15 protein-coding genes, 1 tRNA gene and 1 pseudogene are annotated in these 15,362 nt (G+C 25.4%); 11 read left to right on the forward strand and 6 right to left on the reverse strand.

The window, feature by feature from the left end; genetic code table 4:
• Both QEG99_RS01190 and QEG99_RS01195 read left to right on the forward strand, forming a co-directional pair.
• Positions 1 to 1,863 carry a transketolase gene (locus QEG99_RS01190; RefSeq protein WP_280102186.1) on the forward strand — a complete coding sequence of 621 codons (1,863 nt, stop codon included), beginning with the start codon at positions 1 to 3 and terminating at the stop codon, positions 1,861 to 1,863.
• A 113-nt stretch (positions 1,864 to 1,976) separates the two neighbouring features.
• The gene (locus tag QEG99_RS01195; RefSeq protein WP_280102187.1) at positions 1,977 to 2,786 is read left to right on the forward strand and encodes an ECF transporter S component; all 810 of its coding nucleotides are present in this window, start codon (positions 1,977 to 1,979) and stop codon (positions 2,784 to 2,786) included.
• 115 nt (positions 2,787 to 2,901) lie between these two features.
• Here the strand turns inward: QEG99_RS01195 and QEG99_RS01200 are convergent, their stop codons facing one another.
• The 4 genes from QEG99_RS01200 to rpmG form a co-directional block, all read right to left on the reverse strand.
• Positions 2,902 to 3,111: a hypothetical protein gene (locus QEG99_RS01200; RefSeq protein ID WP_280102188.1), complete on the reverse strand. Its 210-nt coding sequence runs from the start codon at positions 3,109 to 3,111 to the stop codon at positions 2,902 to 2,904.
• A 212-nt stretch (positions 3,112 to 3,323) separates the two neighbouring features.
• Entirely contained in the window at positions 3,324 to 3,638 is a 315-nt protein-coding gene (locus tag QEG99_RS01205) for a thioredoxin family protein (RefSeq protein WP_280102189.1), read from the reverse strand.
• A gap of 130 nt (positions 3,639 to 3,768) precedes the next feature.
• Positions 3,769 to 4,818 carry an aminopeptidase P family protein gene (locus QEG99_RS01210; RefSeq protein ID WP_280102190.1) on the reverse strand — a complete coding sequence of 350 codons (1,050 nt, stop codon included), beginning with the start codon at positions 4,816 to 4,818 and terminating at the stop codon, positions 3,769 to 3,771.
• A 27-nt stretch (positions 4,819 to 4,845) separates the two neighbouring features.
• Entirely contained in the window at positions 4,846 to 4,998 is a 153-nt protein-coding gene (rpmG, locus tag QEG99_RS01215) for a 50S ribosomal protein L33 (protein ID WP_280102191.1), read from the reverse strand.
• Positions 4,999 to 5,223: 225 nt separating this feature from the next.
• Here rpmG and QEG99_RS01220 point away from each other — a divergent pair, with 225 nt between their 5' ends.
• The 6 genes and pseudogenes from QEG99_RS01220 (at position 5,224) to QEG99_RS04350 (ending at position 11,664) form a co-directional block, all read left to right on the forward strand.
• Positions 5,224 to 6,858, forward strand: a complete 1,635-nt coding sequence (locus tag QEG99_RS01220) for a glycoside hydrolase family 32 protein (RefSeq protein ID WP_280102192.1) — start codon at positions 5,224 to 5,226, stop codon at positions 6,856 to 6,858.
• Positions 6,845 to 7,687: a PfkB family carbohydrate kinase gene (locus QEG99_RS01225; RefSeq protein WP_280102193.1), complete on the forward strand. Its 843-nt coding sequence runs from the start codon at positions 6,845 to 6,847 to the stop codon at positions 7,685 to 7,687. Before QEG99_RS01220 ends, QEG99_RS01225 begins: the two co-directional genes overlap by 14 nt.
• Position 7,688: 1 nt before the next feature.
• Positions 7,689 to 8,681, forward strand: coding sequence for an NAD(P)H-dependent glycerol-3-phosphate dehydrogenase (locus QEG99_RS01230; RefSeq protein WP_280102194.1), 993 nt, complete (start codon positions 7,689 to 7,691; stop codon positions 8,679 to 8,681).
• Positions 8,682 to 9,116: an SsrA-binding protein gene (smpB, locus tag QEG99_RS01235; RefSeq protein ID WP_280102195.1), complete on the forward strand. Its 435-nt coding sequence runs from the start codon at positions 8,682 to 8,684 to the stop codon at positions 9,114 to 9,116.
• A 335-nt stretch (positions 9,117 to 9,451) separates the two neighbouring features.
• Entirely contained in the window at positions 9,452 to 10,564 is a 1,113-nt protein-coding gene (locus tag QEG99_RS01240; RefSeq protein WP_280102196.1) for a hypothetical protein, read from the forward strand.
• Between the two features lie 167 nt (positions 10,565 to 10,731).
• A pseudogene (locus tag QEG99_RS04350) lies at positions 10,732 to 11,664 on the forward strand (IS30 family transposase).
• 232 nt (positions 11,665 to 11,896) lie between these two features.
• Here the strand turns inward: QEG99_RS04350 and QEG99_RS01260 are convergent.
• Positions 11,897 to 12,067, reverse strand: coding sequence for a hypothetical protein (locus QEG99_RS01260; protein ID WP_280102199.1), 171 nt, complete (start codon positions 12,065 to 12,067; stop codon positions 11,897 to 11,899).
• A gap of 38 nt (positions 12,068 to 12,105) precedes the next feature.
• Positions 12,106 to 12,196: transfer RNA gene (locus tag QEG99_RS01265), tRNA-Ser, on the reverse strand.
• Positions 12,197 to 12,319: 123 nt separating this feature from the next.
• Here QEG99_RS01265 and pfkA point away from each other — a divergent pair.
• The 3 genes from pfkA to QEG99_RS01280 all read left to right on the forward strand — a co-directional run bounded on the left by pfkA (position 12,320) and on the right by QEG99_RS01280 (position 15,341).
• On the forward strand, positions 12,320 to 13,300 hold the full coding sequence (gene pfkA / locus QEG99_RS01270; protein WP_280102200.1) for a 6-phosphofructokinase: 981 nt from the start codon (positions 12,320 to 12,322) through the stop codon (positions 13,298 to 13,300).
• Positions 13,301 to 13,562: 262 nt separating this feature from the next.
• On the forward strand, positions 13,563 to 14,459 hold the full coding sequence (locus tag QEG99_RS01275; protein WP_280102201.1) for an RluA family pseudouridine synthase: 897 nt from the start codon (positions 13,563 to 13,565) through the stop codon (positions 14,457 to 14,459).
• 75 nt (positions 14,460 to 14,534) lie between these two features.
• Entirely contained in the window at positions 14,535 to 15,341 is an 807-nt protein-coding gene (locus QEG99_RS01280; RefSeq protein WP_280102202.1) for a hypothetical protein, read from the forward strand.
• Positions 15,342 to 15,362: the final 21 nt, after the last annotated feature.

A 15,362-nucleotide genomic window follows, 5' to 3' on the forward strand; every position in this document is an offset into this window, starting at 1 on the left:
ATGAAATATAATAAAAATCTTGATTTGTTATCCGTTAACACTCTAAAAGTTAATGGAGTAGCAGCAATTAATAAAGCTAATTCAGGGCATCCAGGGATAGTTTTAGGAGCAGCAAAAATAATGCATGCTTTATTTTCAAGACATTTAGTATTTAATCCAATGTCTCCAAAATGAATTAATCGTGATAGATTTATTCTTTCAGCAGGTCATGGATCAGCATTACTATATGCTCAATTAAGAATTTTAGGTTTATTATCAGAAGATGATTTAAAAAACTTTAGACAATTAAATTCATTAACACCAGGACATCCTGAATATGGACATACACTAGGTGTAGAAGCAACAACTGGACCATTAGGGCAAGGAATTGGAATGGGGGTTGGATTAGCATTAGCTGAAAGTCATTTACATGCTAAATTCCCTGAAATTAATCATTATACATATGTACTTTGTGGTGATGGTGATTTACAAGAAGGGGTTGCTAATGAAGCATTATCATTGGCAGGAAAATTACAATTAAATAAACTTATTGTTTTACACGATTCTAATGAAGTTCAATTAGATACACCAGTTGATGAAGTTAGTGCTGATGATTTAAGATTAAAAATGGAATCATTAGGCTTTAAATACTTTTCAGTAAAAAATGATGTTAATAAAATTTCAAAAGCAATTGCAAAAGCTAAAAAATCTAAAAAACCTTCATTTATCGAAGTTAGAACAGTTATTGGAGAAGGAGCAACAAAACAAGGAACAAGTGATGTTCACGGAGCACCTTTAGGAGAAGATTTTGAAACTGTTAAAGAAAATTTAGGATGAACATATGGTGATTTTGAATTACCAGAGGAAGTGGAAAACTACTACAGAGAAACACTTTTTGTTCGTGGTGAAGATGCATTTAATAACTTTGTTGAATCTCAAGAATTAAGAGATTATTTAGCAAATGCTTCAAAAGCAGTTAGTTTAGATTTAGAATTGAAGAAAAATGATGCAACTCGTAATTCATCAGGAACAGTTGTAAAACATTTAAATACTGTAGTTCCTCATTGAATTGGAGGTTCAGCTGATTTAGTAGCATCAACAAAAGTTGGTGGAGCTGATGGAGTATTTTCAAAAGAAAATCGTTTAGGAAGAAATATTCTTTTTGGAGTTAGAGAATTTGCAATGGGAACAATTGCAAATGGTATTGCGCTACACTCTGTTTTAAGACCGTTTGTATCAACATTCTTTGTCTTTTCAGATTATATTAAACCTGCAATGAGATTATCTTCATTAATGAATTTACCAGTTACTTATATTTTTACTCATGATTCAGTATTTGTAGGTGAAGATGGTCCAACTCATCAACCAATTGAACAACTTGCAATGCTTCGTTCTCTTCCTGGATTAATTGTTTTAAGACCAGCTGATGAAAAAGAAGTGCTTGGAGCATATGAATTAGCAATTAATGCTATAAATAGACCTCATGCAATTGTTTTAACAAGACAAAATATCGTTTCATTAGAAACAACTGATAAAGAATTATTTAAAAAAGGAAGTTATTTAATTCATAAAACTGATTCCCCTTATGCTTTAATTGCAACAGGAAGTGAATTAGCCAATGCTTTAAAAATAGGGCAAGAATTGAATTTAAATGTTATTTCAGCATCTCACTGAGATAATAGAGTATTATGAAATCCTTCAAAAGCAATTTCAATTGAAGCATCTTCAACATTTGGTTGATCAAAAGTTGCTCGTCACAACATTGGGCATAATTGCTTTGGATATTCAGCACCTGGAGATTTAGTTTATAAAGAAATTAAATTAGATTATGATTCAGTTAAAAAATATGTAGTAAAACATTTTAATTTAGAATCCAAAAACTAATTTAGGACGTTAATACAAACTCAATTAAAAGTCAAAATAGTTTTATTAACTATTTAAAAAATAGTAAAATTTTTAAAATAACTACATATGATATTACTTTAAGCGCAATTCTTTTGGCAATTTATTTAGGGTTAAGTTTTTTATTAAGATTAACAATTTTAACTAAAAAATTAAATGTTAGTTTTGAAATTCCCTTTAATATAATTCTCGGATTGATTTTAGGACCATTTAAAGGCGCTTTTTTAGCAATACTAGCTGATACTTTAAATTTACTAATAACTTCATCAATTGCTACATGAATGATTGAATATGCGATTATTCCGCCTTTTACAGCAATTTTATCTTGATTGTTATTTTATATTTACCAATTAAAAAATAAATTAAGTTTTATAACGATATTTTCAATTTTTATCATCACGATTAGCACATTGATAATAATTTATTTTTCTGAAGTAATAAATGGTGCAAATCAAGTAAAAATTGAAAATTTATCTAAAGATATTAGACAAATATTTACCAAAGAATTAGTTTTAATTTTAATAATAAGTTTTTCTTCAATTTCATTAATAATTTTAATATCATTTTCAATTTTGTATTTTAAAACTAAAAAAGAAATTTATTATTTAATTATTTTTATTTTTTCTGTTGTACTAACAATTGTAATTTTATTAAGATGATTATGAGGACCGTATGCTTTTATCAAATATTACAATCGGTTTATTGGAATTAAAAATAATAAATTAAGAGAAATTAATCAATACTTTTACTTTTATTTAACTCCAATAATTTTAAAGGGATTAATTACAATTCCAATTTATTGTGTCTTTTTAATTTCCTTAACACCAATTTTAATTAAATTGAAAAAGCGATATGATACAAATAATTATGATAGTTATCATAAAATAAAAAGTACTTATTATTAATAGTAGAAAATCATTTAAAGCATACATAATAATGTATGTTTTTTTTATTTTAAAATAAAAAAAACATTTATATTAATTAAAATATAAATGCCAAATTGTATTTAATCAGTTTTTGCTAACTTATTTTAATCATTTTTGAAGTTTTAATTTCTTTTAAAAGTAAAATTGCACCAATAAAATCAACTACGGAAACAAAAGTCCCAATTAATGCTAAAATATAGTGACTTTTAGCATTTTTTAATGGTGAAAGTTTAATAGTTAAAATAATTTGCAATATAAATAGTTTTATAATTGTAATTAGTAAAAATACTAAAAAAGTACTCATAACTATAAACGTATTATTAAATAAGATAAAATTTTCATTATTAAAATTATTAATAAAATTTATAATAAAAACAATAGCGCAAATAACCGTTATAAGTCCAAGCATAAAATTTACAATATTTGTTCAAAATATTAATTTAGCCAAAGATTTTAAACTATCAATTTTATTTATGAATTCCCTTTGTTAATTATTATTTGCATAAATAAATAATCTTACATAAATGATTTTAAAATTCTAGCTAATTGATCATATGATCTATAACCAACTTCCATTGAAGCTAATTTACCATTTTTATAAATAAAAGTTGTTGGGGTTCCAGAGATTTTCATTTCTCTAGCGAAGTTAATATCTTGATCAACATCAACTTTAAAAACTTGAATATTTAATTTATCAGCAACTTCTTTTAAAACTGGAGCCATCATTTTACATGGACCGCATCATGTTGCGTGGAAATTTAAAAGTTGAACTCCATTTCCATCTTTAATTTGATTTTCTAATGTTGCTTTTGTAACATCTTTTACGAACATATTTCTCCTTAAATAATTTATTGAACAAATTATATTATTTTTTTTAAATATTTTTCAAAAAATAAAAAATCAATGAAAAAAATGCTAAATTTCACATTTTTTTCATTGATTATAATAAAAAGTGATTATCTTATTTACCGTTAATTTCGCCTTTTCTTGAAAGAGTAATTGAACCTGTTTTAGTAACAAGTAAATCATCTTCAATTCTTGCTCCGCCTAAACCTTCAATATAAATTCCTGGTTCGACAGTAATAACCATTCCCTCTTCTAAAATAAAATCAGAAGATGAAGAAACATTAGGTAATTCATGTACATCAATTCCTAATCCATGTCCTGTAGAATGTAAAAAGTATTTCCCATACCCTTTAGATTGAATGTAGTCTCTACATACTTTATCAACCTCTGAAGCTTTAATTCCGGGTTTAACCATTTGTCTTCCTTTTTGTGCAGCTTCTTTAACTATTTGTAAAATTTCCTCCGCTTTAGGATCGTTTGCTTTATCGCCGAAAATAAATGTTCTAGTAATATCAGCACCATATCCGTTATAAACTGCTCCAAAGTCGATTTTCAATAAATCTCCCTTTTTAATTTTTCTATCAGTTGGATGATGATGAGGAATAGCCGAATTACTTCCTGTAGCAATGATTGAATCAAAGCATTCTTTTTGAGCGCCTTTTTCTTTCATTAAAAAGTTTAATCTTCTATCGATTTCTCTTTCAGTTTGACCCTCTTTAATTTCTGCAATTAATTGATTATAAGCTTCCAAAGAAATATCAATCGCTTTTTGTAAATTAGCAATTTCATTTTCATCTTTTAAAATTCTTAATTTTTGCCCTGAAATTTCAACAAATTCTGCATTAGGAAAGAATTTTTTAATTCTATTAAATTCACCTAAAGTTAAATAATCTTCTTCAATTCCAATTCTTTGATATTTTTTATTTTCTAATAATTTTTTCAAATTATCGGCTGTTAACAAAATCAATTCAGCATTTTTAACTTGTTTTTGTGCATATTCTATATATCTTGAATCTACTAAAACGTATGATTTACTTTTTTCAATTACAACCATTCCGTCTGTTGATTGAATTGTTGTTAGTCATAATCTTGTTTGAGGTGAATATGAAATAATAGCATCTAAATTATTTTCATTGATTATTAAATCTAAATATTTTCTATTCATTTTTCTCCTAAATAAAAAAAAGAGACTTTATTTTTTCTCTTTATGTGATGTGTGTTTATTGCATTTGTGGCAATGTTTTGACATTTCTAATTTTTCAGTTTGAGTTTTTTTATTTTTTGTTGTAATGTAATTTTCCATTTTACATTCTGAACATCTTAATGTAACACCTTCTCTTGGCATTTTTCCTCCTAAAATTTATTAATTATTTAATAATTTTAAACTATTTTATAAAATTAAAAACAACATTTATTAATTTATATTTAAAATTATACAATTATTTTCAAAAATAACTTATTTATTTTTTAATTTAATACTGTTTCTTTAATAGTTAATAAAAATAATTTCCTTTTTACTGTTATTTTTAATATAATTTATTATATAAAATATAAAAATATAAAGGAAAATATGAAAACATTAAACGACAATACTTCTAAAAAAGAAAAACACAAAAAAGCAACAAAAAATAAAAAAAATTACGAAAGAATTTATGATCCGAAAAATGATTATGATGAAATTTTGTTAAAGCATAAAGAAATGCTACAAGATCAATATTACAATAACTTACATTTATCAGGATTTGCGGGAATAATTAGCAATCCTAATGGGTTAGGTGTTCACAAGGATAAATTTCATATTTTTCATCAATGAAATCCTTATTCAATATCAGAAAATTCTTTAATGCATAAAGGACATTTTTATACAGAAGATTTTGTAAAATACTTTAATAATGATTTAGTTTTAAAACCAGCGATTAAAGAAGATATAGATGGAATTTATTCAGGTGGTTCAATTGAACATGATGGTAAATTTTATCTATATTACACTGGTAAAGTTGACAAAGATAATAAACACGATGCAGATGAAAATAATTCATACACTATTGTTGTTGAATTAGATTCGGAAAATAATGTAATTGAAGAAAGTAAAAAAGTTTTATTTGCAGTTGATAGAAATAGATATACTGAAAAATTTAGCGACCCTAAACCGCTATTTATTAATGGTAAATTTTATTTACTTCACGGAGCACAAAAATACAATAGTCAAGCAGCACTTGTTTTATATTCATCAGATTTTCCTGATAAAGACTTTGTCTATGAAGGGGAAATTAAATTAAGCGATCCATTACTATTATGAGAAGCATTAATGTATGAATCGCCAGATTTTTTCAGAATTGGTGAAAAAGATGTATTTTTATTTTCAACACAAGAAGTTAAATCAAGATGAAAAAAATATCAAACTTTAAATAATTCTTACTTCTTGATTGGAAATATGGATTGAAAAAATCTATCTTTTGAAATTGAAAAAGTTCAAAAAGCTGATCTTGGATTCGATTTTTATGCACCACAATTATTTTCTAATTTAGATGAAAAAATTATGATGGGGAAAATAGGACAATCGGTAGATAATGAAAGTCACTTTTTAGATCCTAATTGAATTAACAATCTTTCGTTGCCAAGAATTTTAAATTATCAAAATGGTGAGATAACTCAAAAAATTCATCCTAATATTTACAATTTAAGAAATAAATATGCAAAACTAGAAAACGAAGCAAAATTAGAATCAAGATTATCCAATTTAGTATTTAGAAATATAAAAGGAGATTTTGAAGTTGTTTTACAAAATGATAGTAAACAAAAAATGAAAATTTCTTACCATAAAAATACTTTAGTGGTTGACAAAAGTAAAAACAATATTGTTTTAAACAAAAAATTTGGTAAAAAATGAAAAATCAAAATTGAAAATATCCACTTTATGGAAATCTTTTTAGATAAATCAATTATCGAAATTTTCATTAACCACGGTGAATATGTATTTTCATCTAAATACTTTATTTCAGGAGATTTATCGATAAAAACAAATAATTTAAATGATAATCATATTTTTTATCTAAAACCAATTCAAGTTGATTGAAACTATAAAAAAATTGTTTTGGTTTCAGGTGAAGTTTTTATTGATAATGTTAAAAATGATGAAAAAGAAGCAGAAATAAAAGCTGCTAGGATCGGCGATTGACATAACGTCGACTTTGAACAAGAATAATATTTATGCTAATTTTTTAGGAACCATCGGCCTAGATGAATATACTAAAATTATTAAAAATGAATTTATAAAAAGAAATTTAAATACCAAATATCTTTTTGTTGTCGAAAATAAAAAAACTTTAATTAATGAAACTATCATTGATAAAAAAGGTCAAAAGAGCTTATCTGTTATTAAAACAGATAATAAACCAGTTGATTTTTCTGTAAAAAATATTTATTTTGATATTTTAATTCTTCCATCGTTTATTACCTATTTTGATGAAGCATTGCATGATAAATACTTAAAATTTATTGAAAAAGCAGTTGAAGAAGAAAAAATTTCTTTATTTTCGCCGTCCATCCAAAAGGAGTGGATAAGTGAAAATGATTATAATTTTATTGAAAAAATTCAGTTTTTTATAGCAAAATCAACCATTACTTTTTTATCGGTGAATGATGCAATTTCATTAACGAAAAAAGAGAATTTAAACGAAGCAATTCGTGATATAAGAGAATGAAAATATCGTTATTTAATTATTTTAGCCAAAGAAGAAATATTCATTATGGATAAAAAACACGATGAAGTTAGAATTGTTGAGGCTCCTAAAATCAAAAAATACGAATACGAACAATTTAATGATGTTTTAATAAGTTTTATTGCTTTATATTTAGTGGAAAATAATGAAACTTTAGAAACATTAAGTAAAGAAAAAATTAAAAATTATGCCACAAAAAGCCTAATAGGTGCAGCATTGAGTTCATCGAGAAAATGAACAATCGAAAATGTTGTATCAATTGAACAAATTGAGAAAAAGCAAAAAGAATTGAACAATAAAAAAGAGGTGTAAAATGAACAAAATTACCATAATTGGTTCAGGAGCAATGGGAAGTGCTGTTGCAAAAGTTATTTATGATTCTGGATACAAAAATATTGTAATTTATGGAATTGACAAAACTGAACTTTCGCAATTGAAAGAAGGTAAAAATTTAAAATATTTTCCTCAAGACACAAAACTACCACATTTTCAAACTACTGATAATTTAAAATATGCACTAAATAATGCGAGTTATATAGTTATAGCAGTACCATCAAAATTTGTTGATTCAGTTTGTAAAGATATTTTAAAAAATTTAAATTCACAAGTTATTATTATTAATGTTTCAAAAGGATTTTATCCTAATAGTAATTTGTCTTTACAAGAAGGATTAAAACAAGCTTCAAAAGATAATGAAAAAGTAATGGGTGTAGTTTCTTTATTAGGTCCATCTCATGCTGAAGAAATAGTTAAAGAACAATTAACTGTTGTTTCGTTAGTTGAAAATGGAATGGAAAATGCTAAAAAAGTTCAAAAATTATTTAGCAATGATTATTTTAGAAATTATTTACAAGAAGATGAAATCGGTTCGGAAGTTGGCGGTGCTTATAAAAACATTTTAGCAATTGCATCAGGAATGCTTTTTGGTAGCGGTTATGGAATTAATACAGTTGCAGCTTTATTAACTAGAGGACTTGCTGAAGCAAGAAGATTTAATAAACAAATGGGCGGAAAAGAAATTACATTAATGGGATTAACTGGAATTGGTGATTTAATAGTAACAGCACTTTCACCTTTATCTAGAAATTATAGTTTTGGTCAAGAATTTGCTAAAAAAGGAAAAGAAGCTTTAAACACCTTATTAACTGTTGAAGGATTAACGGCTATTAAATCAGTTTTAGAAATTGCCCAAAGAAAAAAAATTGATTTACCCATTGTTTTCGCTTTAAACGAAATACTTTTAGGTAATATCACTTTAAAGCAAGCTATAAGCGAAATATGAAAACGAGGATTAAAAGCCGAGTAGATGCCTAAATTAATTCAAAAAAATAAAATTGTTAATTTTGACTATCAAATTATCGAAAAATATGAATGTGGCATCTCTCTTATGGGTTGGGAAGTAAAATCAATTCGTGCTCAAAACGTTAATTTAAAAGGTTCTTTTGCTAGTTTTAAAAATGGTGAACTATTTTTATCTAATATGCATATTTCACTTTATATGGCAGTTAAAGGTGATGAATTAAGAGCTAGAAAATTATTAATGCATAAAAATCAATTAAAAAGAATTGAATTAAAGCAAAAACAACAAGGATATACACTAGTTCCTTTATCAATTTACTGAAATGAAAGAAGCAAAATAAAAATTGAATTAGTATTAGCTAAAGGTAAAAATAAAGCAGATAAAAGACAAAGCGAAAAAGAAAAAGAGATTGATAAAAAAATTAAATTATATATAAAATAATTAATAATAAAAAAGCAAGACATAAATTAGCTTGCTTTTTTTATGTTTATTTTTGAAAATCATCATTAACAGCAAAAATATAAAAAAAATTTGAATTTTTAACATTAAAATTTATAAAATTGTTTTTAATTTTTGTAAACTTTGAAAAAAACATTATAAATATTTGTTTGTTTTTTTCTTTGGCTTCTTGTTGAACTTTTTTAATTTTTGGTATTAAACATATAGCTTCAGAGCTGGAAAAATAAACTGCACATTTTAAAGAATGAAATATAACCGCAGGATCTTTTTTATCGTCTTATATGTTATAATACTAGTATCACAATCAAGGAGACATAATGAACATTAAATACAAATTATTTTTACCACTAATGGCTACTAGTGCTACTTTACCAATAGTTGCTAGTTGTGCAGTCAATCAACCACCAAAAGAGGAAACAAAGATTGAAAAACAAATCAGATTAGATAATGAAGAGTGAAAACGAGCGATGGAACTAGCACCTAATTTAATGAAATTTCAATATGGTGATTATCCAGATTATTCAGAATATAAACAAGCAAAGGAAATAATGTGGCACACCTTTAAAAAAGCACCATTACCAGCCTATCTTGAAGATAGAAAGCAAAGGTTAAAACTCAACTTAAAAGAACTAAAATACTTAATGGGTAATATTAATCATCTTAATGACTTTGAAAAGGCTTATATTGGTTTATATCAAGATCTACAAACCTTTTTTGATAATCAAATTCACAGATATAAACCTGAGAATTTAACTTTTGAATATTTAACTACTGACCGGGAAATCTATTATGATATGTATTTGAAAGTAAAAGAAGATACTTTACAACCTGAGCAAATGTTTTATCACCAAGTTTTAACAATCATCAAAGAGTTTAACAGTTGAAGATCACAAAATCCTTTGGATGAATTTAATGTTTCTTCTAAAACTTTTCCTAGGGAACGACCATATGGTTCAAAAGAAGATGTCCGTTTTGCACATCGAATAGAATTTCTCGAAACTAGATTAAGACCAATTATTGAACAAAAACTCCAAGAATTCACTCATCAACATCAAGATTTCCAATTTAAAAACCCCCAATTGTCCTACCGGCAAATTAATGGCGGTGATATTATTGTAGAACTGTCATTTGATATCGAATATCAAAATCAACCAATCTCCAAATTTCTAACTATTCCTTTAACAGTCGATATTAATCTTAAAAGTAGCACTAGGGGTGTGAGGTTAAAAGAGTTAAGATTAGCCGACCAAAAGGAACAAATGGAAAAATATAAAAGTAAACTCTATACTGATAAAACCTTTGCAGAACTAGAAAATCTCTTAAAAAAACCTTTTAATAATAGTCAATCGAATTATGATAAATTGGAAATGGTCAAAGAAGAATATGATGCCACTTTAAAAGTGCTGGAATATGATAATCTAGAAAAATAAAAGAACTACCATTTGGTAGTTTTTCCCAAATTGAAATATAAAGTGCAACACTCTTTAAACCAATGAAAAAATGTTTTGGTTTAAAATTAAAATAAGGGGGTTGCATTTTTTATTTAATTAAATATTTGAAAAATAAAAAAATCCTCCCCAAAAAATAGGGAGAAAAAATGTACAAACATATTATAAACGAAGAACGACATTTAATAAACTATTTATTTTATTTTGAGAAAAAAAGCATAAGTCAAATAGCTCAAAATTTAAAAAGAAATAAATCAACTATTTCTAGAGAGTTGAAAAGAAATTCTGATGAATTTGGCACATAAAGCACACCAAAAAAGTAAAAGAAGATCTTATCATAAATATGCTGGTTTATTTTATAAATATCAAGAATTTACTAAAATTTTTGTAAGTAAATATGATAAAAATTTTCATGGAATTGAAGCGACTTATCAATTTATTAAGAAAAATTATCCAAACATAAAAATCCCATCTTGTAGACAAATTTTTAATTGATTTAAATCTAATAGATGAGAATTAAAAAAAACGGATAAACTAAGAAAATATTATAAAAAGGGCAAAAAAAGAAGGGTATTTTTTCAAAATTTGAAAATAAATTTGTTTTTCCGATATGAACAAGACTGAAATATGTAGATTTAAGAAAGGAATATGGTCATTGAGAAGCAGATTTAATTATCGGAAAAAGAGAAAATGGTTTTGAAAATTTGGTTTCACTAACTGAAAGAAAAACTAGAGAAAACTATTATCAAAAAATAAAGTCTAAAAATCCAATGAAAGTAAATCAAGTTTTATATAGTTTAATTAAAAATAATAATTTAAATGTTAAAACTATAACAATTGATAATGGAATAGAATTTGAAAAAAATGGATTATTAGCAAGTTGATTAAAATGTAAAATTTATTTTTGCGAACCTTATGCTTCGTATCAAAGAGGAACGAATGAACATTCTAACGGGCTAATCAGAAGAATTTATAAAAAGGGGACAGATTTCTCAACTATTTCTGATAAGGAAATTTTAGAAATACAAGAAAAAATCAACAATATGCCAATAAAAATTTTTAATTGAATGAGTAGTTATTAATATAAGAAAATAATCAAAGATGACGACGAATAAGATAACATTATTTAATTAATTTAAATTCAAATATTTTAAAAATAGTAAAAACCCTCTAATTAGAGGGTAATTTGTAATATTGCGAATTATTTTTTCAAAAAAATATTTCAAAAATATATAATTTTTATAAGTGTTGGACTTTATATTACAATATAGGAATAACTATTAAATGGTAGTTTTTTTTATATCTTTAATGTGTTTAACTTATTAACGCAACTACCAAATTTACATTAGGACATTTTTCACAAAATAAAAATTTGTTATATTTTTTATAATTTTTTAAATTTCCATCTTCTTCTTTTATTTTACTTAACAAATCTTCAAGTGTAAAAAATTCATTTGTTTTATCTTTCAAAAATGCTTTGTACATAAATAAATTATATCAAATAAAAAAAGCAATAAAAAAAATGGCGGGGTAAACAGGATTTGAACCTGCGCGGGCGGTTAAGCCCCTAACGCGTTAGCAATGCGTCCTCTTCAGCCTCTTGAGTATTACCCCTTTAATAACATAAATTATATAATATTTTTTAATTTTATAAAATATTTTCTAAATAATAAAATTATTTTACTTTTTTTAAAAAAATTTATTATAATATTTATTAATTTAATAAATGGGTGAAAAATGGAAACTAAAATTAAAAAAATTGCTATATTAACTTCTGGTGGTGATGCTCCAGGTATGAACAATGCAGTTAGAGCTGTTGTAAAACAAGCATTAGCTAACGATATTGAGCCTTTTTTAGTTTATGAAGGTTATAAAGGACTTTATTATGGAAATATCGTTTCTGCCAAAAACATCAATGTTGATGCCTATGTTTCTAAAGGCGGAACATTCATCTATTCTGCTAGATTTCCAGAATTTAAAGAGTTAAAAACAAGAGAAAAAGCAAAAGATAATCTTTTAAAAATGGGAATTGATGCATTGGTTGTTATCGGTGGCGACGGTTCATATATGGGTGCTCAATTATTGCACGAATTAGGAATTAAAACTGTTGGACTTCCTGGAACAATCGATAACGATATTACTTCAAGTGATTTTACTATTGGTTATGATACTGCATTAAATACAATTGTTGATGCTGTAGAAAAAATTAGAGACACTTCCGATTCACATAATAGATTTTTAATGGTTGAAGTTATGGGTCATGGTTCTGGTGATTTAGCATTATATTCTGGATTAGCAACCGGGGCGGAAATTATTATTACAAATGAACAAACTATGACTAAAGAAGAAATTGCTGAAGTTGTTAAAAATCAAATATATGAAAAAGGTAAAAGAAGTGTTATTGCAATCGTAAGTGAGTTTATATATCCTAACTTAAAAGAAATTGCAGCATATGTTCAAGAAAAAACTAATGTAATTTCTAGAGCAATGGCCTTAGAATATATTCAAAGAGGTGGAAGACCATCGGCACAGGAAAGAATTTGAGCAACTTTAATGGGTATTAAAGCAGTCGATTTTCTTAAAGAAGGAAAATCAGGAATTGCAATTGGAGTTACAAATAGTGATGTTGTTGCAACTCCAATTCTCAAAGCATTACAGGCGCCAAGAAAAAGTAATAAAGCTAAAACAATTAAGTTCAATAAATTAAATCAAGCATAGGAGGAAAATATGAGAAAAATTAGAAGAAAAGAAATGGCTGAAAGAAAAGCGAAAAGAGTTGAAAAAATTAGAAAAGAAGCCAAAAAAGCAGCAGCTAAAGCTCAACAAAACTAATATTATTTATAATTTTTACAGAAAATATTTTATTAGACACTTAAATCATTTTTGCATTTAGGTGTCTAATTTTATTAATAAAATAATATTGAAAGTTTTAATTAATTTATTATTTTATTTTTTTAATATTTTTAATATAATTAATTTTATGAATAAAACCTTAGTTATAGAAGTAAAGTATAAAGAAAGAATTGATAAGTATATTAGTGATAATTCAGATATTTCTAGAAATGATGCAAAAGATTTAATTTTAAATAAAAATGTAATAATCAATGATAGCATTATTGTTAATAAACCTAAATTTATAGTAAGTGAAAATCAAGTAATTTCAATTAAAGAAATACCATTTAAAGTAACTGATATTATTCCTGAAAAAATTGATTTAAAAATTGTTTATGAAGATTCAGATTTAATAGTTATCGATAAACCATCAGGAATGGTTGTTCATCCAGCGCCAGGAAATTTAAAAGGCACATTAGTAAATGGGCTTTTATATCATTTTCAAAAAAATCTATCAGATGTAAATGGACAAATGAGACCTGGAATTTTACATAGAATTGATAAAGATACATCGGGATTATTAATAGTTGCTAAAAACAATAAAGCACACACTTTTTTGGCACAGCAATTAAAAGATCATTTAATAAAAAGAAAATATAAAGCAATAGTTGAAGGGTTTGTTCAAAATGAAATAACCCATATTGATTTACCAATTGGAAGAGATCCTATGAATCGTCAAAAAATGAGTGTAATTAAGCAAAATTCCAAAAATGCTATCACTCATGTTTATTTAGAAAAACATTTTAATTACAATGATAAGCCATATTCATTAATTAGATGTGAACTAGAAACAGGAAGAACTCATCAAATTAGAGTCCATATGGCTTATATAAAACATCCGGTTTTCGGAGATCCTCTTTATGATAAAAAAGTGGATGAATTTAACCAAAGATTACATGCATATGAAATTGAATTTACCCATCCAAATGGACAAAATCTTAAATTTACAACTGAACTACCAAAGGAATTTGAAATTAGCAATTAGAATATTTGAGTGCCAAAATAAAAAAAGTGTTATAATTTAGATAACTACATTTATTTTTTAAAATAAGGAGGAAAAATGTTTTATTTACAAAAACCAGAATTTTTAAAAGCAGAACTTTGAGAAAAAGAAAAAAAAGAATATAGAATTTGAATCTTTCTATATGGTATTTTACTATCATTATTTTTGTTATTAAATTTTACACAGTGAATTTTAGCAATTGTTACTTATAATAAAGAACTTATGTCTCAAAATCAATTTACAACTCCATTGATATTTTCAATAGCAAACTTTTTACTAGTTTCTTGAACAGTTATTAATTACTTTTTAACAGTTTATAAATCTTATAAAAATAAGTCGTTTGCTTTTATAAGCGGATTTACATTATTTATATTCACAATAATTTCATTTATGAACATAATTTCATATTTAACACTTTTATTTCAAGATTTTTCAAAAACATTGGAAAATTTTAAAAGCATAACAGGAATTATGTTATTCACTTTAACTCTTATTTCACTTTTAACTATTTATCCACAAAGAAAAGTGAAATTAATTAAAAGAATGTTTTTAATTGCTGAAAACTATGAAAGAGCACAAAAAGTAGCTGAAGAGTTAAAAAATAGTGATTTTGAAAAAATGTTTGGAAATTTTGGAGCATTTGGTCCAAATGCAACTAGAAACCCTAATCAAACAGCTAGTGCGACTGGAGAAAATGTTCAAAATCAGCCAGAAGAAGATTTAAAATCAAAAGAATACCGCGAAAAATTACAATCACTATCTACTGAACAAATTCGTAAAATTGCTCAGAAATTTCAAATTTCAGGATATGAAAGTTTATCGCGAGAAAAACTTATTGAAATATTAATAAAATTGAATAAATAAACCATTTTTTTGAAATATTTA

This window comes from Mesomycoplasma lagogenitalium (assembly GCF_029854295.1).
In the GTDB taxonomy this organism is placed as follows: Bacteria; Bacillota_I; Bacilli_A; order Mycoplasmatales; family Metamycoplasmataceae; genus Mesomycoplasma_A; species Mesomycoplasma_A lagogenitalium.